Annotated in this window: 18 protein-coding genes; 11 read left to right on the forward strand and 7 right to left on the reverse strand. The window is 67.7% G+C overall.

Features of this window, described 5'->3' with window-relative positions; genetic code table 11:
- Nucleotides 1-19: 19 nt before the first annotated feature.
- Both trpD and trpC read left to right on the forward strand, forming a co-directional pair.
- A complete protein-coding gene (gene trpD, locus RSO68_RS10365; RefSeq protein WP_315586534.1) occupies nucleotides 20-1,039 on the forward strand; it encodes an anthranilate phosphoribosyltransferase in 1,020 nt (339 codons plus the stop codon).
- 8 nt (nucleotides 1,040-1,047) lie between these two features.
- Nucleotides 1,048-1,854, forward strand: a complete 807-nt coding sequence (trpC, locus tag RSO68_RS10370) for an indole-3-glycerol phosphate synthase TrpC (protein ID WP_315586535.1) — start codon at nucleotides 1,048-1,050, stop codon at nucleotides 1,852-1,854.
- An 87-nt stretch (nucleotides 1,855-1,941) separates the two neighbouring features.
- Here the strand turns inward: trpC and RSO68_RS10375 are convergent, their stop codons facing one another.
- The 3 genes from RSO68_RS10375 to RSO68_RS10385 form a co-directional block, all read right to left on the reverse strand.
- A complete protein-coding gene (locus RSO68_RS10375) occupies nucleotides 1,942-4,029 on the reverse strand; it encodes a TonB-dependent receptor family protein (protein ID WP_315586536.1) in 2,088 nt (695 codons plus the stop codon).
- A 56-nt stretch (nucleotides 4,030-4,085) separates the two neighbouring features.
- Complete coding sequence (locus RSO68_RS10380; protein ID WP_315586537.1) at nucleotides 4,086-4,286, reverse strand: DUF2905 domain-containing protein; 201 nt, start codon at nucleotides 4,284-4,286, stop codon at nucleotides 4,086-4,088.
- A 74-nt stretch (nucleotides 4,287-4,360) separates the two neighbouring features.
- The gene (locus RSO68_RS10385) at nucleotides 4,361-7,666 is read right to left on the reverse strand and encodes an FAD-binding and (Fe-S)-binding domain-containing protein (protein WP_315586538.1); all 3,306 of its coding nucleotides are present in this window, start codon (nucleotides 7,664-7,666) and stop codon (nucleotides 4,361-4,363) included.
- A 199-nt stretch (nucleotides 7,667-7,865) separates the two neighbouring features.
- Between RSO68_RS10385 and serS the strand changes: the two genes are divergently transcribed.
- Complete coding sequence (gene serS / locus RSO68_RS10390; protein WP_315586539.1) at nucleotides 7,866-9,143, forward strand: serine--tRNA ligase; 1,278 nt, start codon at nucleotides 7,866-7,868, stop codon at nucleotides 9,141-9,143.
- Between the two features lie 122 nt (nucleotides 9,144-9,265).
- Here the strand turns inward: serS and RSO68_RS10395 are convergent, their stop codons facing one another.
- Nucleotides 9,266-10,045 (reverse strand): SIMPL domain-containing protein, encoded by a 780-nt coding sequence (locus RSO68_RS10395; protein ID WP_315586540.1) that lies wholly within the window; start codon nucleotides 10,043-10,045, stop codon nucleotides 9,266-9,268.
- Between the two features lie 125 nt (nucleotides 10,046-10,170).
- Between RSO68_RS10395 and RSO68_RS10400 the strand changes: the two genes are divergently transcribed.
- The gene (locus RSO68_RS10400) at nucleotides 10,171-11,265 is read left to right on the forward strand and encodes an AI-2E family transporter (RefSeq protein ID WP_315586541.1); all 1,095 of its coding nucleotides are present in this window, start codon (nucleotides 10,171-10,173) and stop codon (nucleotides 11,263-11,265) included.
- A 90-nt stretch (nucleotides 11,266-11,355) separates the two neighbouring features.
- Here the strand turns inward: RSO68_RS10400 and trxA are convergent, their stop codons facing one another.
- On the reverse strand, nucleotides 11,356-11,679 hold the full coding sequence (trxA, locus tag RSO68_RS10405) for a thioredoxin (RefSeq protein ID WP_089847268.1): 324 nt from the start codon (nucleotides 11,677-11,679) through the stop codon (nucleotides 11,356-11,358).
- A 304-nt stretch (nucleotides 11,680-11,983) separates the two neighbouring features.
- Between trxA and cysB the strand changes: the two genes are divergently transcribed.
- Complete coding sequence (cysB, locus tag RSO68_RS10410) at nucleotides 11,984-12,955, forward strand: HTH-type transcriptional regulator CysB (protein ID WP_089847270.1); 972 nt, start codon at nucleotides 11,984-11,986, stop codon at nucleotides 12,953-12,955.
- Nucleotides 12,956-13,070: 115 nt separating this feature from the next.
- Here cysB and RSO68_RS10415 read toward each other — a convergent pair whose 3' ends face one another.
- Nucleotides 13,071-13,898, reverse strand: a complete 828-nt coding sequence (locus RSO68_RS10415) for a phosphoadenylyl-sulfate reductase (RefSeq protein WP_425431902.1) — start codon at nucleotides 13,896-13,898, stop codon at nucleotides 13,071-13,073.
- Nucleotides 13,899-13,931: 33 nt separating this feature from the next.
- The gene (pabB, locus tag RSO68_RS10420) at nucleotides 13,932-15,305 is read right to left on the reverse strand and encodes an aminodeoxychorismate synthase component I (RefSeq protein WP_315586542.1); all 1,374 of its coding nucleotides are present in this window, start codon (nucleotides 15,303-15,305) and stop codon (nucleotides 13,932-13,934) included.
- 203 nt (nucleotides 15,306-15,508) lie between these two features.
- On the opposite strand from pabB, the gene RSO68_RS10425 reads away from it, so the two are divergent.
- The 6 genes from RSO68_RS10425 to RSO68_RS10450 all read left to right on the forward strand — a co-directional run bounded on the left by RSO68_RS10425 (nucleotide 15,509) and on the right by RSO68_RS10450 (nucleotide 23,911).
- The gene (locus RSO68_RS10425) at nucleotides 15,509-16,225 is read left to right on the forward strand and encodes a GntR family transcriptional regulator (protein ID WP_089847277.1); all 717 of its coding nucleotides are present in this window, start codon (nucleotides 15,509-15,511) and stop codon (nucleotides 16,223-16,225) included.
- A gap of 30 nt (nucleotides 16,226-16,255) precedes the next feature.
- Nucleotides 16,256-17,146 (forward strand): methylisocitrate lyase, encoded by an 891-nt coding sequence (gene prpB, locus RSO68_RS10430; protein ID WP_315586543.1) that lies wholly within the window; start codon nucleotides 16,256-16,258, stop codon nucleotides 17,144-17,146.
- Between the two features lie 59 nt (nucleotides 17,147-17,205).
- Nucleotides 17,206-18,333, forward strand: a complete 1,128-nt coding sequence (prpC, locus tag RSO68_RS10435) for a bifunctional 2-methylcitrate synthase/citrate synthase (protein WP_315586544.1) — start codon at nucleotides 17,206-17,208, stop codon at nucleotides 18,331-18,333.
- A 72-nt stretch (nucleotides 18,334-18,405) separates the two neighbouring features.
- Nucleotides 18,406-21,033 carry a Fe/S-dependent 2-methylisocitrate dehydratase AcnD gene (gene acnD / locus RSO68_RS10440; RefSeq protein WP_315586545.1) on the forward strand — a complete coding sequence of 876 codons (2,628 nt, stop codon included), beginning with the start codon at nucleotides 18,406-18,408 and terminating at the stop codon, nucleotides 21,031-21,033.
- 90 nt (nucleotides 21,034-21,123) lie between these two features.
- Nucleotides 21,124-22,314, forward strand: coding sequence for a 2-methylaconitate cis-trans isomerase PrpF (gene prpF, locus RSO68_RS10445; protein ID WP_315586546.1), 1,191 nt, complete (start codon nucleotides 21,124-21,126; stop codon nucleotides 22,312-22,314).
- A 115-nt stretch (nucleotides 22,315-22,429) separates the two neighbouring features.
- Nucleotides 22,430-23,911, forward strand: a complete 1,482-nt coding sequence (locus tag RSO68_RS10450) for a bifunctional 2-methylcitrate dehydratase/aconitate hydratase (RefSeq protein WP_315586547.1) — start codon at nucleotides 22,430-22,432, stop codon at nucleotides 23,909-23,911.
- The last annotated feature ends 355 nt before the right edge of the window (nucleotides 23,912-24,266 follow it).

A 24,266-nucleotide genomic window follows, 5' to 3' on the forward strand; every position in this document is an offset into this window, starting at 1 on the left:
GTCAGAGGAGAACAGTCCCATGCAGATGCGAGAGGCCCTCGGCGCGGTGATGCGCCGCGAGCACCTGAGCTTCGACCAGACCCACGCCGTGATGCGCCAGATCATGACCGGCGAGGCCAGCGAGCCGCAGATCGCCGCCTTCCTGATGGGCATGGCGATGAAGGGCGAGACCGCCGAGGAGATCAGCGCCGCCGCCCAGGTGATGCGCGAGCTGATGACCCCGGTGCGGCTCACCGCCGACAACGTGGTCGACATCGTCGGCACCGGCGGCGACGGCGCCAACCTGTTCAACGTCTCCACGGCGGCGAGCTTCGTGGTGGCCGCCGGCGGCGCCCACGTCGCCAAGCACGGCAATCGCGGCGTCTCCTCCTCCTCGGGCAGCGCGGACCTGTTCGCCGTGGCGGGCATCCACCTGGACCTCGACGCCGAGCAGGTCGGGCGCTGCATCGAGCAGGTGGGCGTGGGCTTCATGTTCGCCCCCAACCACCACCCGGCGATGCGCTACGCCGTGGCGCCGCGTCGCGAGATGGGCGTGCGTACCCTGTTCAACATTCTCGGGCCGCTGACCAACCCGGCCGGCGTGTCCAATCAGGTGCTGGGGGTCTACGCCCCGGAGCTGGTCCCGCTGATGGCCGAGGTGCTCAAGCGCCTCGGCAGCGAACACGTGCTAGTGGTGCATGCCGAGGACGGCCTGGACGAGATCTCCCTGGCCCAGCCGACCCTGGTCGCCGAGCTCAAGGACGGCGAGATCCACGAGTACACCATCACCCCCGAAGAGTTCGGCATCGAGCGCCAGTCGCTGGACCCGCTGCGCGTCAAGACCGCCGAGGACAGCCTGCGGCTGGTCGAGCAGGCGCTGGTGGGCGAAGGGCCCGCGGCCGACATCGTCGCGCTCAACGCCGGGGCGGCGCTCTATGCCGCCGGGGTCGCCGATACCCTCAAGGAGGGGGTCGCCATGGCCCAGGATGCCCAGGCCTCGAAGCTGCCGCTGGAGAAGCTCAAGGAGCTTGCCAACTTTACCCGCGTGTTCAACCAGTGAGGCCCGACATGACCGACGCTCCCGCGCTGCCGACAATCCTCGAGCGCATCCTGTCCCGCAAGGATCAAGAGGTGGCCGAGCGCTCGCGCGCCGTCTCCGAGCAGGAACTCCTGCGCCTGGCCGCCGAGCAGGACGCCCCGCGCGGCTTCGTCGCCGCCCTCGACCGGCGGATCCGCGCCGGCGATTCGGCGGTGATCGCCGAGATCAAGAAGGCCTCACCGTCCAAGGGCGTGATGCGCGAGGACTTCCGGCCCGGCGAGATCGCCGCGAGCTACGCCGAGGGCGGGGCCGCCTGCCTCTCGGTGCTGACCGATGCCGACTTCTTCCAGGGCCACGAGGACGACCTGATCGAGGCGCGTGCGGCCTGCGACCTGCCGGTGATCCGCAAGGACTTCATCACCCACGGCTACCAGGTGAGCGAGGCGCGGGCCATCGGCGCGGACTGCATCCTGCTGATCGCCGCCGCCCTTGATGATGCTCGCCTGGCGGACCTGCACCGCCAGGCCGTTGAGCTCGGCATGGACGTGCTGGTGGAGGTCCACGATGCCCTCGAGCTCGAGCGGGCGCTCAAGCTTGACCTCGCGCTGGTGGGCATCAACAACCGCGACCTGCACACCTTCGATACCCGGCTCGACACGACCCTGGAGCTTTTGCCGCGCATTCCCGCGGGCGTCACGGTGGTCACCGAGTCCGGCATCCACAGCCGCGACGACGTGCTGCGAATGCGCGAGCGCGACGTCAACGCCTTCCTGGTGGGCGAGGCCTTTGTCCGCGAGGCCGAGCCCGGCGAGGCGCTGCGCCGGCTGTTCTACTGATCTCTCGCCTGTAACAGCGACAATGACAACGACAACGACAACGGGCAGCCTCGGCTGCCCGTTGTCGTTTTCGGCATCGAACGCGGCTCAGAAGCTGAGCTCGAGCCCCGCGAACCAGGTGGTGCCCGGAGCCGGCTCGTAGTAGCGTCCCCCAAAGGCATTGATGCGCACGTTCTCGTTGTAGTCCTCGTCCAGCAGGTTGCGAATACCGACCTGTAGCCCGAGTCGCGTGTTGCTGCCGCCCAGGCGCCAGGCGTCGCCGGCGCGCAGGTTGACCAGCCAGTGGCTGGGAATCTGCACCCTATTCGCGTTGTCGGCGTAGAAGGAGCCTGTGTACTGGGCTTCCAGGGTGGTGAAGCGCTCTCCGCTGCCGTACCAGTTCAGGCGGTTCATCCACAGCCGGCTCGGCAACCCGGGCAGGTTGTTGCCGTCGTAGGTGCCATCCTCGTCGCGAAAGCGCTCGAACGCGTAGTCGGCCAGTGTCAGCGCACTGGTCAGGCGCCAGGCCAGGCTGATGTTCCAGTCCAGCCCGAGCTCGATACCTTCCCGTCGGGTCTCGCCGGCATTCACGAAGAAGTCGCGACCATCCGAGGCCTGGAAGGGTATCAGCTCGTCGTCGACGAGCACCGAGAAGGCCGCCAGGTCATAGGTCAGCTGGCCGCCCAGCCGGCCACGCATCCCGACCTCGCGGTTCAGCGAGGTCTGCGGTTCGATGTCGGGGTTGAAGCCGCCGCTGCCGTCCGAGGGGGCGAACTCGGTGAAGGTCGGCGTCTCGAAGGCGGTGCCGAGGGTGGCATAGAGCTGATGGTTCGGGTGGAAACGCATGCTCAGCCCCAGGCTCCCGGTCCACTCGCGAAAGGTTCGGCTGCCGCTTTCGTCAGGGTCGTCGGTACCGACCAGGCGATCGTCGATGGTCATGCGCACGCTGTCGTGGCGAACACCGGCACTCAGGTCGAGTCGCTCGGTCAGGCCGAGTTCGGTTTGCAGGAAGACACCTGCCGACGTGGCGTTCTGCTGTTCATCGGCACTGACGGCAATCGGCTGGCCGTTGCTGTCGACCCGTTGGCGTCCGCGGTCATCCTCCTGACGGGCCACGTCTACCCCCACCACGGTGCGCAGCGGGCGATCCGCCAGCGTCATCGGCAGGGTGGTGTCGAGACTGCCGCCGTAGTAGTGGCGCTCATAGTCGATCAGACTGCTACCGGGGAAGGGGAGCTGCTGCAGGAAGTCGCGTCGGCTGACGAAGGCACGGGCATTGAATTCGCCCTCCCCCATGGCGAGATCCTCGTAGTGCAGTCCGACCAGTTGCTGCTCGACCTCCTGCCGAGAATCCAGGTCGATCGCGACATCGCGGGCCTGACGGGCGTTATCGGCCACCTCGTCGGCCGTCAGCGCGCTGGGATCCTCGGCACGCGGATTATCGAGCACGTTGACCAGCGCCGAGAGAGTGCGGTCGTCGTCGAGCCGGACCCCCAGACGGGCGTTGAGCAGGCGCTTGTTCACGGCGCTCTGCTCGCGATAGCCGTCGAAGTCCAGTGCCGACACGCTGACGCTGTGGATCCATCGGCCGCTTTCGTCGCCGTTGCGAAGGCTCAGCTTGCGGAAGTCGTGGCTGCCACCCTGCACGGAGACCACGGGCGAACGAACCAGTTCGCTGCCGTCGCCGGTGCGGATATCCACCACGCCGCCCGCCGCATTGCCGTAGAGCACCGAGGAGGGGCCGCGAATGACCTCGATGCGCTCGGTGCTATCCAGGTCCACGGCATCGATCTGGGCCTGGCCGTCGGGGAGGGTGAAGGGAAAGCCGTCGACACGCACATGGATGCCGCGGATGCCGAAGGGAGCCCGGGCACCGAAGCCCCGGATGGCGATCCGCTGGCCCTGGGCGAAGTTGTCTCGGTTCTGCAGGAAGACACCGGGAACCGTCACCAGTGACTCATCCAGGCGCACACCCTGCTGGCCCCGCTGGATATCCTCCCGGGTCAGGGTCGTGACGGCGGCCGGGGTATCGTAGAGGTCCCGGGTGAGTCGCGGGGCGGTCACCGTGATGGTGGGCAAGGCCGCGCTGCCGGAGGGGTCTCCCTTGTCCTCCCGGCTGTCGAGGCCTTCGGTTGCCTGCGCCCAGGAGAGGGGGCCCCAGCAGGCCAGCAGCAGCAGCGTGAAACGATTTGCCATGGGCTCATCCCGTTCATGGGGTCGGCTTTAGCGTAGCGCCGGAACGGCCCGTCGGCTCAGCGCTGGAACAGCCATAGGATGGCGGAGACCACGAGACTGACCAGGATCATGGTGGTGATCGGGACGTAGACGGTGACCTGCTCGCGGCGGATCACGATGTCCCCGGGTAGGTGGCCGAAGGGTAGCCTCGAAAGCCAGGGCCAGAGCAGGCCCGCGGCGATGATCAGCAGTCCGACGAGAATCAGGGTACGGTTCACGGATGCGCCTCGGGTTCCCGCAGTGTCCCCGCGACTCGGCGCCCACCGGCGATGCTGCCGGTGGACGTCGGGGCTCAGCGCTGCTTGAGCCACCCCAGCAGGGCCTGCAGCGGGTGCGGCAGGGCCTGATCCGAGAAGCGCTTGGCCTGGCTCCGGCAGGAGTAGCCGGTGGCCAGCAGACGGCCGGCGTTGGCCTCGCTCTCCACCTGGGGCTGCCAGGACTGGGCGTAGATGGTCCGCGAGGTCTCGAGGTTTCGGGCCTCGTGGCCGTAGGTGCCGGACATGCCGCAGCAGCCGGTACTGAGCAGTTCGAGCTCCAGGTCGAAGGCGGCGAACAGCTGCTGCCAGGCCTTGGGGCTGCCCGGGGCGTTGGTCTTCTCGGTGCAGTGGGAGAGCAGCCGGAAGCCGGGATCCCGTTGGTCATGTTCCCCCGGCGCCACCCGGTGCGCCAGAGTCGAGGCCATGGTCACCAGCCACTCCTGGAGCATCAGCACCTCTGGCACGGCGTCCGGTCCCAACGCCTTCACGTACTCCTGGCGATAGGTCAGGGTCATCGCCGGGTCGATGCCGACCAGCGGCACGCCGAACTCGGCCAGCGTCCTCAGGCGCCGGGCCTGCTTCTCGGCGGTGCGCGCGAAGGCCCCTTGGAAGCCCTGGACATCGAGGGGCTTGCCGTTGGGCGAGAAGGGCGCCACGAAGACCCGCACGTCGAGCCGCGAGAGCAGCTCGACGATGTCCATCACCAGCCGCGCCTCGAAGTGGCTGGTGAAGGCGTCCTGGACGATCACCACGCTGCGGGCCTTCTGGGGCTCGGTCAGAAGGCCCAGCGAGGTCGGCGTGGCCTGGGCTACACCCCAGGCGGCGAGCTGCTTCCTGAGACTCGCCCGTGAGAGTCGGGGGCTGTCCACCAGGCCGAGCGGGCCCGCCAGCAGGCGGTCGACCAGGCGGGTACCCAGCGCGGCGTTGTAGAGCGGGGCGACCCGGGAGAGCGCCGGGAGCAGGAACTCCATGCCACCCACCACATAGTCTCGCGCCGGGCGCAGGTAGCGGCCGTGGTAGGCCTCGAGGAAGCGCGAGCGGGAGTCCGGCACGTTGACCTTCACCGGGCACTGGCCGGCGCAGGACTTGCAGGCGAGGCAGCCGGCCATGGCGTCGTAGACCTCGTGAGAGAAGTCCGCCTCGCGGTCGCGGCGCCAGGTGTTGAGGGCGCGGCGGGGGAAGCGCTTGACGAAGCCCCAGGCGCTCTCGGCGCGCTGGCGGCGTGACTCCTCGATCAGGTCGACGCCGGCCTCGCCCTGCAGGCGCAGCCACTCGCGGATCAGGCTGGCGCGCCCCTTGGGCGAGTGGACTCGATCGCGGGTCGCCTTCCAGGAGGGGCACATGGCGTCGTCGGGATCGTAGTTGTAGCAGGCGCCGTTGCCGTTGCAGTAGACGGTGGCGGCGTGGGCCTGCCAGACCCGCTCGTCGATGGTGCGATCGAACTGGCCGCGGGTGGGCACGCCGTCGATGGCCAGCAGGCCAGGGTCGACGAACTTGACCGCTTGGGCCTCGCTAGCCTCCTTGACCGTGCCGGCAGCGTCAGGCGTATCGGGGGCATCCCCCGGGGTGCCGGACCATCGCGAAGGCGCTGTGAACCCCTCCTTGGGCGCTACATTTGCCCTCCCTGGCAAATGACCTTCGCTCCGACCCGCCCCCGATATCTCGTCGTGGGGGAGAGAAGGGGAGGGAGTGCCGATGAAGGGCGTCGCGATCTTGCCGGGATTGAGCTGGTTATGGGGGTCGAAGGCCGCCTTGACCCGCTGCAGGCTGGGGTAGAGCTCGCCGAAGAACTCGGGGGAGTACTCCGAGCGCACGCCCTTGCCGTGCTCGCCCCACAGCAGGCCGCCATATTTCCGAGTCAGCGCGGCCACCTCGTCGGAGACCTCGCGAATCAGTCGCTCCTGCTCGGGGTCCTTCATGTCGATGGCCGGGCGCACGTGAAGAACCCCGGCATCCACGTGGCCGAACATGCCGTAGGCAAGCCCCCGGGCGTCTAGGGCGGCGCGGAACTCACTGATGAAGTCCGCCAGGTGCTCGGGGGGTACCGCGGTATCCTCGACGAAGGGGATCGGGCGCTTCTCGCCCCTGTCATCGACCCTGGCGTTACCGAGCAGGCCCACGGCGCGTTTTCGCATGGCGTAGACCCGTTGGATCCGTGGGCGGCCCTCGGCCAGCGTGAAGCCGAGGCGCTCGACGCTCGCGTCGCTCTCAAGGTGGCGGCAGAAGTCCTCGACCCGCTGGGCCAGGCGCTCGGGGTCGTCGTCGTTGAACTCGACGAGGTTGATGCCGCGCACCGGCGTCTCCCCTGCCGGGAAGAACTCGGCGACGCTGTCCCAGACGAAGTCCTCCATGGCGAGCAGCAGCACGGTGTCGTCCACCGTCTCGATGGAGGTGGGCGTCGAATCACTGCCCATCAGCGCCTTGGCGTCGCGCAGGGCGTCCATGAAGCCCGCGTAGCGCACGTTGACCAGGGTCGAGTGCTTCGGAATCGGCAGCACGTTGAGCACCGCCTCATCGAGCAGGCCGAGCGAGCCCTCGGAGCCGCAGAGCAGGCTGTTGAGGTCGAGGCGACCCTGGGCGTCCCTGAGATGCGCCAGGTCGTAGCCGGTCAAACAGCGGTTGAGCGGCGGGAAGGTGGCCTCGATCAGGCCTCGCTGGGTGTCGATGATCTCCCGGGCGGTGCGGTAAGCCGTGCCGGTGACGTCGTCGCGCGCGCATAGCGGTAAGAGCGCCTCGTCGGCCAGCGGGCGGCTGACCAGGCGCTCGCCGCCGAGCAGCACGGTCGCAAGCTCAAGCACGTGGTCGCGGGTCTTGCCGTACTCGCAGCTGCCCTGGCCGCTGGCGTCGGTCGAGATCATGCCGCCGATGGTGGCGCGGTTGGAGGTGGACAGGTCCGGCGCGAAGAAGAGCCCATGGGGCTTGAGCGCGGCGTTGAGCTGGTCCTTGACCACCCCGGCCTGGACCCGCACCCGGCGGTTCTCGACGTCGATGTCGAGGATGGCGTTCATGTGCCGCGAGACGTCGACCACCAGGCCGTCGGTGAGCGACTGGCCGTTGGTGCCGGTGCCGCCGCCGCGCGGCGTGAGCACCACGTCACGATGCGCCTCGCGCCCGGCCAGGCGGGCGATGCGCCGAAGGTCCTCGCCATGCTTCGGGCTCAGCACGGCCTGGGGCAGGCGCTGGTAGATGGAGTTGTCGGTGGCGAGCACCGTGCGGGCGGCGTAGTCCGGGGTGATCTCGCCCTCGAAGCCGTCGGCTTTCAGCGCCTCGAGAAAGCGCAGGTAGCGGGCGTCGAGGCCCGGCAGGGTGCTGGCGTCAGCGGTGTCCAAGCGTGCGATCATGGCGTCGTGTTCAATCGTGGCGCCGCCGGGGCAGGGCCGGGCGGGGGAGAAGGGATGCCACTACTCTACCGCGAGAGGCCAGGGGGCGCATCCCGCTCGCCCGCGCCGCGTGGCGCCCCTGCCCCCTTTTGCCTACAATGGGCGGCCTGATTTTACCACCGCCCGACCTTCCTTCACCGACTGCAACGGACTGGATGCCATGCTCGATCCCAAACTGCTGCGCAGCGACCCCGACGCGGTCGCCCAACGATTGGCCACGCGGGGCTATGACCTCGATACCCAGCGTCTCGAAGCGCTGGAGTCCCGGCGCCGCGAACTGCAGGCCGAGACCGAGTCCCTGCAGAACGAGCGCAACACCCGCTCCAAGTCGATCGGCAAGGCCAAGGCCCAGGGCGAGGACATTCAGCCCCTGCTGGCCGAGGTGAGCGATCTCGGCGAGCGGCTCGATGCCGCCAAGGCCCGCCTCGCCGAGGTGCAGGCCGAATGGGACGCCCTGGTCAGCGGGATTCCCAACCTGCCCCACGAGAGCGTGCCGCAGGGCCGGAGCGAGGAGGAGAACGTCGAGTTGCACCGCTGGGGCACGCCGCGGAACTTCGATTTCGAGGTGCGCGACCACGTCGACCTGGGAGCGCTCAAGGGCGATCTCGACTTCGAGCTGGCGGCCAAGCTCACCGGCTCGCGCTTCGCGGTGATGCGCGGGCCCATCGCGCGGCTGCACCGCGCGCTGACCCAGTTCATGCTCGACACCCAGACCCTCGAGCACGGCTACGAGGAGTGCTACGTCCCCTACATGGTCAACGAGGCCTCGCTCTACGGCACCGGCCAGCTGCCCAAGTTTGGCGAGGATCTCTTCCGCCTGGACGACGAGCGCGGCTTCCACCTGATCCCCACCGCCGAGGTGCCGCTGACCAACTTCGCCCGGGACGAGATCCTCGAGCACAAGCTGCTGCCGTTGCGCTTTACCGCCCACACGCCGTGCTTTCGCAGCGAGGCGGGCTCCCACGGCCGTGATACCCGCGGCATGATCCGCCAGCACCAGTTCGACAAGGTCGAGATGGTGCAGATGGTCGAGCCGGAGAAGAGCTACGAGGCCCTGGAGGAGATGCGCGGCCACGCCGAGGCGATTCTCCAGGCGCTGGGCCTGGCCTACCGGGTGGTCACCCTGTGCACCGGCGACATGGGCTTCGGCGCCGCCAAGACCTACGACCTGGAGGTCTGGATGCCGAGCCAGCAGACCTACCGCGAGATCTCCTCGATCTCCAACTGCGAGGAGTTCCAGGCGCGGCGCATGCAGGCACGCTTCCGCCGCCCGGATCAGAAGAAGCCGCAGCTGCTGCATACCCTCAACGGCTCCGGCCTGGCGGTGGGGCGCTGCCTGATCGCGGTGATGGAGAACCATCAGAACGCCGACGGCTCGATCAGCGTGCCCGAGGCGCTGCGTCCCTACATGGGTGGCGTCGAGACCATCAACGCTTGACCCGGCTTCGCCGGGAGCTCGAAGTCCCGAGCTCGAAGCTGGAAGTGAACCGCCCCCATGGCAAGCGCCTGGGGGCGGTTCTGTTTACGTTGCTTTCCAGCTTCCAGCTTCCAGCTTCCAGCTTACGGCTGACCGTCGATCGCCCAGCTGACGTTGACACCGGCCTCGATGGTGATGGTGCCCGGGCGATACTCGGCGGGGCCGGCGCCCTCGGCGCGTGCGTCGCTCATCGCCATCATCCGCGGCTGGAATACCGGCGCGCGGGTCTCGCTGGCGGCGATCACCTCGCCCAGTTCGATGCCCAGGGTCTCGGCCATCAGCTCGGCCTTGTGGCGGGCCTTCGCAAGCGCCTTGACCAGCGCCTCGTCGGTGGCGGCCTCGCGGTCGGACAGGTCGTAGCGCACGCCGTCCAGAGCGTTGACGCCGGCCGCGGTCAGCGCGTCGAGCAGCGCCGGTAGCTGCGCGAGATCCTCTACCTCGATGCTCAGGGGACGCTGCAGGCGAGTGCGCACCCGCGGCTCCGGCTTGTCGTCACCGCGCTGCACGTCCGACAGACGCTGCGGCTGGACCTGCAGCGAACCGGCGGTGATCGACTCGCTGGCAAGCCCCTGAGCCTCCAGGCGCTGGATCAGTGCGGCGGCGCGCTCCTCCAGGCGCTCGCGGGCCTCGCGCAGGGCATCGGCTTCGACGTCGGCCGCTTGCGCCACGGCCGGGGTGTGCTCCCAGAGGCGGGCCTCGAGGGTGGCGCGATCCGGCACGACCGCAAGCTCGGCCTGTGCCTGGACGTCCAGGCGGTGGGGCGTCTCTGCCGCCAGGGCGCTGGCCGTCATCGGCGGCGCGATCGACAGCATGGCGACCAGGGCCGGAAGGAACAGCGCTCGGGCGGGGCGTGGGAAGGACATGACACTCTCCTTGTCGTCGGATGGATACCCGGCTTCGAGCCCGCGGCGCAGGGATGGTTCCTCTCCTTGCAATTGAATCGTGCCCCGTCATCATGAGCAGACCATCGACGACCGTGAGACCGGGCATGCCCCCACCCCCCGAAAGCGAGCAGCAGAGTATCCCCCTCAACCTGACCCTGGCCCTGGCGGCCCTGGTGGTGATCGTGGCCGGCATGCGGGCGGGGTCCAGCCTGCTGGTTCCGCTGCTGCTGTCGCTTTTCATCGCCGTGGTCTGCACGGCCCCGGTGCAGTGGCTCAATCGCCTCGGCCTGAGTCTGCGCCTCTCGGTATGGCTGACGCTGGTGGTGATCGGCGGCTTCCTTTCGCTGCTCGGCGTGCTGCTGGTCAACAGCTTCGGCACCTTCGTCGACGCGCTGCCGGGGATCGAGCAGAAGCTCTACCAGTACTACCTGGGGCTGCTCGACGGCCTTGCCGGGCTGGGCCTGGCCATCGACACCGATCGCCTGGCGGAGCTGCTGGATTCCGAGCAGTTCGGCGGCTGGATCCCGGCGCTGCTCGGTGAGGTGGGCAACCTGATGATGCAGAGCATCGTCGTGTCGCTGCTGGTGATCTTCCTGCTCTTCGAGACCCTCAACTTCCGCGACAAGATCTCCCGGGCCCTGGTCAACCCGGCGCCCAGCCTTCGGCGCTTCAGCGAGTTCAGCCACACCCTCAAGCGATACCTGGCCGTGAAGACGTTGATTAGCCTGGCGACCGGCGCCCTGATCTGGCTGGCCTGCAAGTTCCTGGGGGTGGAGTTCCCCCTGCTGTGGGCGGTACTGGCCTTCGCCCTGAACTACATTCCCAACATCGGCTCGGCCATCGCCGCGGTGCCACCGGTGATGCTGCTGCTGGTCTCCCCGCAGGGAGGGCCGGTCGATGCCATGCTGCTCTCGGCGGCCTATCTGGGGGTGAACTTTGTGATGGGCAACATCATCGAGCCGCGGGTGATGGGACGTGCCCTGGGGCTCTCCACCTCGGTGGCCTTCCTGTCGCTGGTGGTCTGGGGATGGATCTTCGGCGCGGTGGGCATGCTGCTCTCGGTGGTGCTGACCATGACCCTGAAGATCGCCCTGGACAGCCACCCGCAGACCCGCTGGATCGCGCATCTGCTGGGGCCGGCGGTCGGCTCGCCGCTCGATCAGGCGGATCGGCCGATCTCCAAGCGCGAGGATGAGTAGCCTCTCGAGGAGAAGCCCCTCGAGGCGTCGCCCTAAACGACATCGCCCCGGCCGTGGCCGGGGCGATGAGCGTTCGGGGAAGGCGTGCGATCAGGCGTTCTGGTCGATGAACTGGCTCAGCTGAGACTTGGACTGGGCGCCGACCAGAGACGCGACCTTGGTGCCGGACTTGAACAGCATCACGGTGGGCACGCCGCGCACGCCCTGTTCGGCGGCGATTTCCGGAGCGTCGTCCACGTTGATGCTGACCACCTTGAGATTGCCATCGCGCTCTTCGGCAACCTCGTCGACCACCGGCGCCATCACCTTGCAGGGACCACACCAGGGGGCCCAGAACTTCAGCAGGACCGGCGCGTCGGCCTTGAGGACTTCCTGCTCGAAGTTGGCATTGGTGACATCGACGTTGTTGGCCATGTGATTCTCCAGTTTCGTTGCGCTGCATCGAGCGGGTAAGGGGGCATGCGGGACATGCCCGGTCGGACGATGTTAGCGATCGTCCGGGGTGCTGGCAAATCCACGCTGCCCATGCGAGCGCCGGTTGGCGGTTGCATCGGGCCCGTCAGGTTATGCTATAAAGTGATTGTGGGTTATTTTTTTATGTCCTTAAAGTATTTTAAGGGCGCCATGACAGGCCGACACGCACGGCATTCTTGCCTCAACATTCACAGTCAGCACGCATAGACAGTACGCAAAGACAGCACGCATAGAGAGGGCGGCCATGAAGCTTCAGCAGCTGCGTTACATCTGGGAGGTGTCACGCCACAACCTCAACGTCTCGGCCACCGCACAGAGCCTCTTCACCTCCCAGCCCGGCATCTCCAAGCAGATCCGCCTGCTCGAGGACGAGCTCGGCGTCGAGATCTTCGCCCGCAGCGGCAAGCACCTGACTCGCGTTACCCCGGCGGGGCAGGCGATCATCGAACTGGCCGGTCAGGTACTGAGGCTGGCCGAGAACATCAAGGACGTCGCCCAGGAGCACAGCGACGAGCGCCGCGGCAGCCTCTCCATCGCCACCACTCACACCCAGGCACGCTATGCGCTGCCGCCGGTGATTCGCGACTTCACCCAGAAGTATCCCGACGTGGCGCTGCACATGCAGCAGGGCACGCCCAAGCAGATCGCCCAGATGGTCAGCGATGGCCAGGCCGACTTCGCCATCGCCACCGAGTCCCTCGACCTGTTCAACGATCTGGTGCTGCTGCCCTGCTATCGCTGGAACCGCTGCGTGCTGGTGCCCACGGGCCACCCGCTGGCCGAGCTCGAGACCCTGACGCTGGAGGCCCTGGCCGACTATCCGCTGGTCACCTACGTGTTCGGCTTCACCGGACGCTCCCAGCTCGACGATGCCTTCCGGGCGCGCGGCCTGTCGCCCAACGTGGTGCTGACCGCCGCCGACGCCGACGTGATCAAGACCTACGTGCGCCTAGGCATGGGGGTGGGCATCGTCGCCCACATGGCGGTGGATGCCGAGCACGACACCGACCTGGTGGCGCTGGAGGCGGATCACCTGTTCGAGAGCTCCACCACCAAGATCGGCATTCGTCGCGGCACCTTCATGCGCGGCTACATGTACGACTTCCTGGAAGGCTTCGCCGGTCATCTCGACCGCGACCTGGTGGATGCGGCGCTGGTCGCCGGGCCCCGCCACGAGCAGGGGCTGTTCGAGGATATCGAGCTGCCGATCCGCTGAGCCTCGAGCCCACGCCCCATCGCATGCGCGTCATGCCGAAGGAGTAACACAACGAAAGGGGCGCCCCGCGGGGCGCCCCTTTCCATCGTAGGCCCATCTCAGGCAGGCGAGCGGCTCAGACGCTCGACGAGGCCGGCGGCGCCAGGTTCACGGCGTGCAGCCCGCACTCCTTGCCGCCCTGATCCTCCCACCACCAGCGACCCTCGCGCTCGTGCTGGCCCGGCAGGGTGGGGCGCGTGCAGGGTTCGCAGCCGATGCTTACGTAGCCGCGCTCGTGCAGGGCGTTGTAGGGCACGTCGAACATGCGGATGTAGGTCCATACGTCGTCGCTCGTCCAGCGGGCCAGCGGGTTGATCTTGATGAGCGGCGCCTGCTCGCTGCCGAAGGCGCTGTCGTGCTCGGCGATCTGCAGGCTGGAGCGGGTGCCAGGACTCTGGTCGCGGCGCTGGCCGGAGACCCACACCGGCAGGCCCGCCAGACGGCGGCGCAGGGGCGCCACCTTACGGATGCCGCAGCACTCCTGATGGCCGTCGCGATAGAAGCTGAAGAGCCCCTTCTCGTGCACCAGGGCCTGCACGGCCTCGGTGTCGGGCACGCGCACGTCGATGGCGATGCCGTAGTGATCGCGGACTCGCTCGATGAAGGCGTAGGTCTCGGCGTGCAGGCGGCCGGTGTCCAGCGAGAAGACCGTCACGTCCTCCTTCGGCGCGACCTTCAGGGCCAGGTCGATCAGCACCACGTCCTCGGCGCCGGAGAAGGAGATCGTCAGCTCGCCGAAGGCCCGGTAGGCGGCGCGCAGGATCTCCTTGGGCGTCTCCTGGTCGTGCTCGAGGACGAAGCGGTTGGGGTCGAAGGCGGTCATGGCGCTCTCTGCTTGCGATATTGCCGCTACCCTAGCAGAGCCGTGGTGCCCCTCCCCAATACCGAATGATTGGATATCTATGTCTCGATTGACTAATGAAGGCGCCTTTTTATTCTATTTCTCGCCAACTTTCGGCGTCGCCAGGGCGCGCATCAGGTGGCGGATCTTGTCCAGGGTCTCGGCATATTCGGCGTCGCCATCGGAGTCGGCCACCAGGCCGCCGCCGCCCCACAGGTGCAGTCGGCCCGCCTCGGCCACCACGCTTCTGATGGCGATGGAGGTGTCCATCCGCCCGCGCACGTCGACGTAGCCGAGGCTGCCGCAGTAGGCGCTGCGCCGGCTGGGCTCCAGCTCGTCGATGATCTGCATGGCGCGCACCTTGGGCGCGCCGGTGATGGAGCCGCCGGGGAAGGCCGCCGCCAGCAGGTCCATGGGGCGCCGGCCGGCCGCCAGCTCGCCGGTGATCACGCTGACCAGGTGGTGGACGTTGGCGTAGCTCTCCAGGCCGCAGAGGGTCGGCACCCGCACGCTGCCGGGGCGGCAGACCCGGCCCAGGTCGTTGCGCAGCAGGTCGGTGATCATCACGTTCTCGGCGCGATCCTTGAGGCTCGCCTCGAGCTCGGCGGCCAGCCGCCGGTCCTCGTCGGGGGTGGCGCCCCGCGGCCGGGTGCCCTTGATCGGCCGGGTCTCGACGCGCCCGTCGCGACACTCGATAAAGCGCTCCGGCGAGAGCGAGAGGATCGCCTGCTCCCCCGCGGGGCCGGGCCAGGCCAGGTAGCCGGCGTAGGGCGTGGGGGTGGCCTCGCGCAGGCGGCGATAGGCGGCCCACAGGTCGCCTTCGTAGGGGGCGCTGAAGCGCTGGGCCAGGTTGATCTGGTAGCAGTCGCCGGCGCGGATGTAGGCCTGCACGGCGTGAAAGCGTGCCAGGTACCCCTCGCGACTGAGCTCGGCGGCGAAGGGCGCAGTGAGGCGAAAGGCCGTCGCCGGGGGCGCGGCCGCCGCCAGCCACGCGAGCACCTTCTCGCGTCGCGCGGCGCTGCCCACCAGCCAGCTCTCCCGGCGATCGTGATCCTGGATCAGCGCCCAGTCGTAAAGGCCGACCCGGCTGGCCGGCAGCGTGACGGCCGGGCGCGCCTTTCCCGCTACCGGCTCGAGGCGCTGCCCCAGGTCGTAGCTCCAGTAGCCGATCAGCCCGCCGAGAAAGGGCAGTTCGCTCTCGGGCGCCTCCCCGGGCAGGCGGTCGAGCAGCGCCTGCTGGGCGGCGAAGGGGGAGAGCTTCCCCAGCGTGGGGTCGCCGTGGACGCGGCCGGCGGCGTCGACCTCGAGCAGCGCCAGCGGGTCGCAGCTGAGGATGTCGTAGCGCCCACCGGGCGCCGTCGGCCGACCACTGTCGAGCAGCACGGCGCCGGGCCTGTCGCGCAGCACCGCGAAATAGCCGAGCGGGTCTTCGTGGTAGGGCAGCGGTGTGATCTCGAGCGGTGGTGTCATCAGGCGTCTTCCCCAAACAGGGCGTCCATTCTAGGCATCGCGAACCGACTTGTCCCTTGTGGCGATCGAGCATGGTCGACACGCGCGTCGCCATCGGTCGGGTTGTCTACAACCAAAGGTGAAGGTTTTCTGCCGCATGGCCGGTTGACCGCCGGTAAGGCAGTGGCTAAAGTTCTTCCATCATTTAATTGTCGACAATCGCCATGACCTTAGCCGCAACGGAACAGGCCACTACCCCCGAAGTTCGCACCCTGGCGGAGCGGGTCTTCAACCAGCTGCAGGACGCCATCGTCCGGGGCGAGCTGGCGCCTGGCAGCAAGATCACCGAGCCGGGCCTCTCGCGCGCCTACGGCATCTCGCGCGGGCCTCTGCGCGAGGCGATGCGTCGCCTGGAGTCGCACCGGCTGATCCAGCGGGTGCCCCACGTGGGCGCCCGGGTGGTCCAGCTCTCCATGAAGGAGCTGCTCGAGCTGTTCGACCTGCGCGAGGCCCTGGAGAGCATGGCCGCACGGCTGGCCGCCGAGCACATGACCCCCGAGGAGATCGCCGGGCTGCGCGAGGTGCTCTCCGTGCACGAGCGCCAGGCCGACCTGCGCCGCGGCGAGGCCTACTATCAGCGCGAGGGCGATCTGGACTTCCACTACCAGATCGTGCTCGGCAGCCACAACAGGATGCTGATGGGCCTGCTCTGCGACGACCTCTACTACCTGGTGCGGCTCTATCGTACCCAGTTCAGTGCCAGCGGCACGCGCCCGCAGCGTGCCTTCGTCGAACACCACCGCATCGTCGACGCCATCGAGGCGGGCGACGCCGAACTGGCGGAGCTGCTGATGCGCCGCCACGTCAGCGCCTCGCGAGCCAACGTCGTCGAGCGCTATGCGGCCACCCTCGAACCGCAGGATAGCGAGACCTCCTCCTGAGGCGCTCGACCCACTAACCGGAGACCCTCCATGACTCAAATGACGCCCGGCGCTCGCTTCCGTGCCGCCCTTGAGGCCAACCATCCGCTGCCCATCGTCGGCACCATCAATGCCTATACCGCCATGATGGCCCAGCGCGTGGGCCACCAGGCGATCTACCTCTCCGGTGGCGGGGTGGCCAACGCCTCCTTTGGGCTGCCTGATCTCGGCATGACCACCATGAACGACGTGGTCGAGGACGCCCATCGCATCTGCGGCGCCACCGACCTGCCGCTGCTGGTGGACATCGACACCGGCTGGGGAGGTGCCTTCAACATCGCCCGCACCGTCAAGGAGATGCAGCGTGCCGGCGTCGCCGCCGTGCACCTCGAGGACCAGGTGGCGCAGAAGCGCTGCGGCCACCGTCCCAACAAGGCGATCGTCTCCCAGCAGGAGATGGTTGACCGCGTGAAGGCCGCCGCGGACGCGCGCCTCGATCCGGACTTCTACCTGATCGCGCGCACCGATGCCTTCCAGAAGGACGGCCTGGACGCGGCCATCGAGCGGGCCAACGCCTGCATCGAGGCGGGCGCCGACGCCATCTTCGCCGAGGCGGTGCACACCCTGGATGACTACAAGGCCTTCTGCGAGCGCGTCGATGCGCCGATTCTCGCCAACATCACCGAATTTGGCGCCACGCCGCTGTTCTCCCAGCAGGAGCTCGGTGAGGTGGGCTGTCGCATGGTGCTCTACCCGCTGTCGGCCTTCCGCGCCATGAACGCCGCGGCCCTCAAGGTCTATCAGAGCATCCACGACACCGGCCACCAGCGCGATGTGGTGGAGCTGATGCAGACCCGCGACGAGCTCTACGACTTCCTCAACTATCACGACTTCGAGCAGAAGCTCGACGCCTTGTTTGCAGAGAACAGTAACGCGGAGTAGGGCAGCGACGCCTGACACGCCACGATACCGACAATAAACGACTCACGAGGAGACACGACATGGCAGATAAACCCATCAGTGGCGCCGGCCTGCGCGGCCAGAGCGCCGGCACCACGGCCCTGTGCACCGTCGGCCAGACCGGTTCCGGCCTGACCTATCGCGGCTTCGACATCAAGGAGCTGGCCGAGAAGGCGAAGTTCGAGGAAGTGGCCTACCTGCTGCTCAAGGGCAAGCTGCCCAACCAGGCCGAGCTCGATGCCTACATCACCAAGCTCAAGGGCCTGCGTGGTCTGCCCCAGGCGCTGAAGACGGTGCTCGAGCAGATCCCGGCCGATGCCCACCCCATGGACGTGATGCGCACCGGCGCCTCGATGCTCGGCAACCTCGAGACCGAGCAGAGCTTCGACGAGCAGCAGGACGTCTCCGACCGCCTGCTAGCCGCGCTGCCGTCGATCATCTGCTACTGGTACCGCTTCTCCCATGACGGCGTGCGCATCGAGACCGAGACCGACGACGCCTCGGTGGGCGGGCACTTCCTGCACCTGCTGCGCGATGAACCGGCTTCCGAGCTGCACGCCCGGGTGATGAACGTCTCGCTGATCCTCTACGCCGAGCACGAGTTCAACGCCTCGACCTTCACCGCCCGCGTCTGCGCCTCGACGCTCTCCGACATGCACTCCTGCGTGACCGGCGCCATCGGCTCGCTGCGCGGCCCGCTGCACGGTGGCGCCAACGAGGCGGCCATGGCGATGATCGAGGACTGGCAGTCGCCGGAAGAGGCCGAGCGCGAGATCATGGGCATGCTCGAGCGTAAGGACAAGATCATGGGCTTCGGCCATGCCATCTACCGCGAGTCCGACCCGCGCAACGCCATCATCAAGCACTGGTCCCAGAAGCTGGCCGAGGACGTGGGCGACAGCGTGCTCTACCCGGTCTCCGAGCGCGTCGAGGCGGTCATGTGGCGCGAGAAGAAGCTGTTCTGCAACGCCGACTTCTTCCACGCCAGCGCCTACCACTTCATGGACATCCCGACCAAGCTGTTCACGCCGATCTTCGTCTGCTCGCGCGTCACCGGCTGGTGTGCCCATGTCTTCGAGCAGCGCGCCAACAACCGCATCATCCGCCCGAGCGCCGACTACGTCGGCCCTGAGAAGAGCGAATGGGTGCCCATCGAGGAGCGCGACTGATCCAGCCCCCGGGGCGACCCTAGTCGGTCGCCCCTTGCCCCTTCCATTCTCGACGACTTTCCGGCGGACGCCATGAATACCGACTACCGCAAGCCTCTTCCCGGTACCGAGCTGGACTATTTCGACACCCGTGCGGCCGTCGACGACATAAAGCCCGGTGCCTACGATACCCTTCCCTACACCTCGCGGGTGCTGGCCGAGCAGCTGGTGCGCCGCTGCGAGCCGGAGCTTCTGACCGATGCGCTCACCCAGCTGATCGAGCGTCGGCGCGACCTGGACTTCCCCTGGTACCCGGCCCGCGTGGTGTGTCACGACATCCTCGGCCAGACGGCGCTGGTCGACCTCGCCGGCCTGCGCGACGCCATCGCCGAGCGTGGCGGTGATCCGGCCAAGGTCAACCCGGTGGTGCCGACCCAGCTGATCGTCGACCACTCCCTGGCCGTCGAGCATGCCGGCTTCGAGCAGGACGCCTTCGACAAGAACCGCGCCATCGAGGATCGCCGCAACGAGGATCGCTTCCACTTCATCGAGTGGACCAAGACGGCCTTCGAGAACGTCGACGTGATCCCCGCCGGCAACGGCATCATGCACCAGATCAACCTCGAGAAGATGTCGCCGGTGATCCAGGCTCGCGAGGGCGTCGCCTTTCCCGATACCTGCGTGGGCACCGACAGCCATACCCCGCACATCGACTGCCTGGGCGTCATCGCGCTGGGCGTGGGCGGCCTCGAGGCCGAGACCGTTATGCTGGGGCGCCCCTCCATGATGCGCCTGCCGGACATCGTCGGCGTGGAGCTGACCGGCAAGCGTCAGCCCGGCATCACCGCCACCGATATCGTCCTGGCCATCACCGAGTTCCTGCGCCAGGAGCGGGTGGTCGGCGCCTACCTGGAGTTCTTCGGCGAGGGGGCCAAGAGCCTGACCATCGGCGACCGCGCCACCATTTCCAACATGACGCCGGAGTACGGGGCCTCCGCGGCGATGTTCTACATCGACGACCAGACCCTGGACTATCTCAAGATCACCGGTCGCGAGCCGGAGCAGGTCGAACTGGTCGAGACCTACGCCAAGCAGACTGGCCTGTGGGCCGACAGCCTGAGCGAGGCGCAGTACGAGCGGGTGCTGACCTTCGATCTCTCCACCGTGGAGCGCAATCTGGCGGGTCCCTCCAATCCGCACCGTCGCCTGCCCACCAGTGCCCTCGCCGAGCGCGGGATCGCCGTGAGCTCTTACATGGACAGCGACGAGGCCCAGGCGGAGGAGAAGGCGGGCAAGATGCCCGATGGCGCGGTGATCATCGCCGCCATCACCAGCTGCACCAACACCTCCAATCCGCGCAACGTCGTGGCCGCCGGCCTGCTGGCCAAGAAGGCCAACGATCTGGGCCTTTCGCGCAAGCCCTGGGTGAAGTCCTCCTTCGCGCCGGGCTCGAAGGTCGCGCGCCTCTACCTGGAGGAGGCCGGCCTGCTGCCGGAGCTCGAGAAGCTCGGCTTCGGCATCGTCGCCTACGCCTGCACCACCTGTAACGGCATGTCCGGCGCCCTGGACCCCGAGATCCAGCAGGAGATCATCGACCGCGATCTCTACTCCACGGCGGTGCTCTCCGGTAACCGCAATTTCGACGGCCGCATCCACCCCCACGCCAAGCAGGCCTTCCTGGCCTCGCCGCCGCTGGTGGTGGCCTACGCCATCGCCGGGTCCGTGCGCTTCGACATCGAGCAGGACGTGCTGGGCACCGACCAGCACGGCAACCCGGTCACCCTGAAGGACCTCTGGCCCTCCGACGAGGAGATCGACGCCATCGTCGGCGAGTTCGTCAAGCCGGAGCAGTTCAAGCAGGTCTACATCCCGATGTTCGACCTGGACGCCGCCGAGAAGGCCGAGAGCCCGCTCTACGACTGGCGAGCGCAGAGCACCTACATCCGCCGTCCGCCCTACTGGGAAGGCAACATGGCGGCGGTGCGGGCCCTCAAGGGGATGCGGCCGCTGGCGATCCTGCCGGACAACATCACCACCGACCACCTGTCGCCCTCCAACGCCATCATGATGGACAGCGCGGCCGGCGAGTACCTGCACAAGATGGGCCTGCCGGAGGAGGACTTCAATTCCTACGCCACCCACCGGGGCGATCACCTCACCGCCCTGCGGGCGACCCTGGCTAACCCCAAGCTCTTCAACGAGATGGTGCGGGACGAGAACGGCGAGGTGCGCCAGGGTTCGCTGGCGCGCATCGAGCCGGAAGGCGAGGTGACCCGGATGTGGGAGGCCATCGAGACCTACATGGAGCGCGACCAGCCGCTGATCGTCATCGCCGGTGCCGACTACGGCCAGGGCTCGTCCCGCGACTGGGCCGCCAAGGGCGTCGCGCTGGCCGGGGTGGAGGCGATCGTCGCCGAGGGCTTCGAGCGTATCCACCGCACCAACCTGATCGGCATGGGCGTGATGCCCCTGCAGTTCGAGGAGGGCACCACCCGCCACACCCTGCAGCTCGACGGCACCGAGGCCTACGACGTCGAGGGCGCCCCGGCGCCGCGCGCCACCCTCGAGCTGGTGATCCATCGCCGGACCGGCGAGATCGACCGGGTGCCGGTGATCTGCCGCCTGGATACCGCCGAGGAGGTGACCGTCTACTCCGCCGGCGGCGTGCTGCAGCGCTTCGCCCAGGACTTCCTGGAGTCCGAGGTCGAAGCGGTCGGCTGAACCGGGCGATGACCGTCACCCCTGACCCTCCCATCGACCCGGCGCCGCCACGGCCCCGGGTCGATCTTTCTCGAGAAGGACGCGAATTTTATGGCACACCATCCACAGATCCGGGTGCCCGCCACCTACATGCGCGGCGGCACCAGCAAGGGCGTCTTCTTCCGCCTCGACGACCTGCCGGAGGCCGCTCGGGTCCCCGGCGAGGCCCGCGACCGTCTGCTGATGCGGGTGATCGGCAGCCCCGACCCCTATCAGAAGCAGATCGACGGCATGGGCGGGGCGACCTCCAGCACCAGCAAGACCGTGATCCTCTCGAAGAGCGAGAGCCCCGATCACGATGTCGACTACCTCTTCGGCCAGGTCTCCATCGACAAGGCCTTCGTCGACTGGAGCGGCAACTGCGGCAACCTCTCCGCCGCGGTGGGGCCCTTCGCCATCAGCAACGGCCTGGTGGACCCCGCGCGTATTCCCGAGAACGGCGAGGTCGAGGTGCGCATCTGGCAGGCCAACATTGGCAAGACCATCGTCTCGCGGGTGCCGATCACCGACGGCCAGGTGCAGGAGACCGGCGACTTCGAGCTCGACGGCGTGACCTTCCCGGCCGCCGAGGTGCCCGTGGCCTTCAAGGACCCCGCGGACGGCGAGGGCGCGATCTTCCCCACCGGCCGGCTGGTCGATGATCTGGAGGTGCCGGCCGAGGTGGTGGAGGGGGGCATCCTCAAGGCGACCATGATCAATGCCGGCATTCCCACCGTGTTCGTCAACGCCGACGATCTCGACTACTCCGGCAGCGAGCTGCAGGAGGCGATCAACGGCGATCCCCAAGCGCTTGAGCGCTTCGAGACCATCCGCGCCCACGCCGCCCTGCGCATGGGGCTGATCAAGGAACTCGGCGAGGCCGCCAACCGCCAGCACACCCCCAAGGTGGCCTTCGTGGCGCCGCCGGCGAGCTACACGGCCTCCAGCGGCAAGGCGGTCGAGGCCGAGGCGATCGACCTACGGGTGCGGGCGCTCTCCATGGGCAAGCTGCACCACGCCATGATGGGCACTGCCGCGGTCGCCATCGCCTCGGCGGCGGCCATCGAAGGCACCCTGGTCAACTTGGCGGCGGGCGGCGGCAAACGCAACGCCGTCACCTTCGGCCACCCCTCCGGCACCCTGCGAGTGGGTGCGGAGGCGAGCCTGGTCGACGGCCGCTGGGTGATCGACGAAGCGGTGATGAGCCGCAGCGCCCGAGTGCTGATGGAAGGCTGGGTGCGGGTGCCCGGCGACAGCCTCTGAGTCGCCATCGCCCGATGCATACGCGCCCCGTGTCCGTGACGCGGGGCGTTTCCTATAGTGAAGGAAGAGTGGTAAAGAGAGACACCGACCGATTCGCGACAGCAGGAGGCACCCGATGAGCACCGTGGAAACCAACGTGCGCCCGGAGTATGACGAAGAGCTGCAGACCCTCGCCGACTACGTTCTCGAGTTCACGATCGACAGCGACGAAGCGCTGCAGACGGCACGCCACTGCCTGATGGATACCCTGGGCTGCGGCCTGCTGGCGCTGCGCTTTCCCGAGTGCACCAAGCACCTGGGGCCGATCGTCGAGGGTACCGTGGTGCCTCACGGTGCGCGTGTGCCCGGCACCTCCTTCCGCCTCGATCCGGTCAAGGCGGCCTGGGACATCGGGGCCATCATTCGCTGGCTGGACTATAACGACACTTGGCTGGCCGCCGAATGGGGCCATCCCTCCGACAACCTGGGGGGTATCCTGGCCGTGGCCGATCATCTCTCCCAGCAGCGTGTCGTCGATGGGCGCGAGCCGTTGACCATGCGCCAGGTGCTCGAGGCGATGGTCATGGCTCACGAGATTCAGGGCGTGCTGGCGCTCGACAACTCCTTCAATCGGGTCGGGCTCGATCATGTGGTGCTGGTCAAGGTGGCCTCCACCGCCGTGGTGGCGAAGCTGATGGGAGCCGATCGCGAGCGCCTGCTCGCGGCCCTCTCCCATGCCTTCGTCGACGGCCAGAGCCTGCGTACCTACCGTCATGCGCCGAATGCGGGCTCGCGCAAGAGCTGGGCCGCCGGGGACGCCACCTCCCGCGCCGTGCGCCTGGCCGATATCGCCATGCGCGGCGAGATGGGCATCCCGGGCGTGCTGACAGCCCCGCAATGGGGCTTCTACGACGTGCTCTTCAGCCATACCAATCGCGACCTGGCCACCAAGCCGGAGGAGGAGCGCCGGTTCACCTTCCAGCGCGAGCTCGGCAGCCACGTGATGGAGAACATCCTATTCAAGATCTCCTTCCCGGCCGAGTTCCATGCCCAGACCGCCTGCGAGGCGGCGGTGACCCTGCACTCCCAGGTGAAGGACCGGCTGGATGAGATCGAGCGCATCGTGCTGACCACCCACGACTCGGCGATCCGCATCATCTCCAAGTCGGGCGACCTGGCGAATCCCGCCGACCGGGATCACTGCCTTCAGTACATGACCGCCGTGCCGCTGATCTTCGGCAGCCTTACCGCCGAGCACTATGAGGATGCCTTCCACGAGGCCCATCCGCGGATCGACGAGCTGCGCGGGAAGATGGAGGTCGTCGAGGATCAGACGTATTCCCGGGAGTACTACGATCCGCAGAAGCGCGCCATCGCCAACGCCGTCCAGGTCTTCTTCAAGGACGGCAGTGCCACGGAGAAGGTTGCGGTGGACTATCCCATCGGCCACCGCCGCCGGCGGGCGGAGGGCATTCCCCTGCTGGAAGAAAAGTTTGCGCACAACCTGGCCACGCGCTTTCCGGCCGGTCGCTGCGCGCAGATCGTCGAGCTCTGCGGTGATCAGCCGCGCCTGGAGCAGACCGCGGTGCATCGTTTCGTCGACCTCTTCGTGATCTGAGCCTACGCATCTTTAATCGACTGTCCAGAGTCGGAGGGTCGTGAGCCGTGTCGTGGGATAGTGTTGCGGTGGGTCTCCGCAAGGGCTGTGGCAACTGTGTTGAGGCGTGTGGGCGGGGCGTGTACCCATGCTTCGGTCACGCTCATCACGCAGGGTAGAAGCGGCGTTGCGGGCCGATCTCGGCGTGGCCACGAACAAAGGCAACACAACGCATGGCGCTCCGAGTCGCAGTGAGCTATATTTTTCTGACGCACGGGGTTGCATGCGTCGGCTCCAAGCCGTAAAGTACGCATCCGCTGCCGGCAACGGGCAAACGTTGCAGGCGGTAATGGTGGTGGAAGTGCTTGTTTCCATT

The sequence above is a fragment of the Halomonas saccharevitans genome, from assembly GCF_032333995.1.
GTDB lineage: Bacteria > Pseudomonadota > Gammaproteobacteria > Pseudomonadales > Halomonadaceae > Halomonas > Halomonas saccharevitans.

Excerpts from the sequence above, each read along its gene's own strand:
- trpD (WP_315586534.1), top strand. The coding sequence starts at position 20 with ATGCAGATGCGAGAGGCCCTCGGCGCGGTGATGCGCCGCGAGCACCTG.
- trpC (WP_315586535.1), top strand. The coding sequence starts at position 1,048 with ATGACCGACGCTCCCGCGCTGCCGACAATCCTCGAGCGCATCCTGTCC.
- RSO68_RS10375 (WP_315586536.1), bottom strand. The coding sequence starts at position 4,029 with ATGGCAAATCGTTTCACGCTGCTGCTGCTGGCCTGCTGGGGCCCCCTC.
- RSO68_RS10385 (WP_315586538.1), bottom strand. The coding sequence starts at position 7,666 with ATGATCGCACGCTTGGACACCGCTGACGCCAGCACCCTGCCGGGCCTC.
- serS (WP_315586539.1), top strand. The coding sequence starts at position 7,866 with ATGCTCGATCCCAAACTGCTGCGCAGCGACCCCGACGCGGTCGCCCAA.
- RSO68_RS10395 (WP_315586540.1), bottom strand. The coding sequence starts at position 10,045 with ATGTCCTTCCCACGCCCCGCCCGAGCGCTGTTCCTTCCGGCCCTGGTC.
- RSO68_RS10400 (WP_315586541.1), top strand. The coding sequence starts at position 10,171 with ATGCCCCCACCCCCCGAAAGCGAGCAGCAGAGTATCCCCCTCAACCTG.
- trxA (WP_089847268.1), bottom strand. The coding sequence starts at position 11,679 with ATGGCCAACAACGTCGATGTCACCAATGCCAACTTCGAGCAGGAAGTC.
- cysB (WP_089847270.1), top strand. The coding sequence starts at position 11,984 with ATGAAGCTTCAGCAGCTGCGTTACATCTGGGAGGTGTCACGCCACAAC.
- pabB (WP_315586542.1), bottom strand. The coding sequence starts at position 15,305 with ATGACACCACCGCTCGAGATCACACCGCTGCCCTACCACGAAGACCCG.
- RSO68_RS10425 (WP_089847277.1), top strand. The coding sequence starts at position 15,509 with ATGACCTTAGCCGCAACGGAACAGGCCACTACCCCCGAAGTTCGCACC.
- prpB (WP_315586543.1), top strand. The coding sequence starts at position 16,256 with ATGACTCAAATGACGCCCGGCGCTCGCTTCCGTGCCGCCCTTGAGGCC.
- prpC (WP_315586544.1), top strand. The coding sequence starts at position 17,206 with ATGGCAGATAAACCCATCAGTGGCGCCGGCCTGCGCGGCCAGAGCGCC.
- acnD (WP_315586545.1), top strand. The coding sequence starts at position 18,406 with ATGAATACCGACTACCGCAAGCCTCTTCCCGGTACCGAGCTGGACTAT.
- prpF (WP_315586546.1), top strand. The coding sequence starts at position 21,124 with ATGGCACACCATCCACAGATCCGGGTGCCCGCCACCTACATGCGCGGC.
- RSO68_RS10450 (WP_315586547.1), top strand. The coding sequence starts at position 22,430 with ATGAGCACCGTGGAAACCAACGTGCGCCCGGAGTATGACGAAGAGCTG.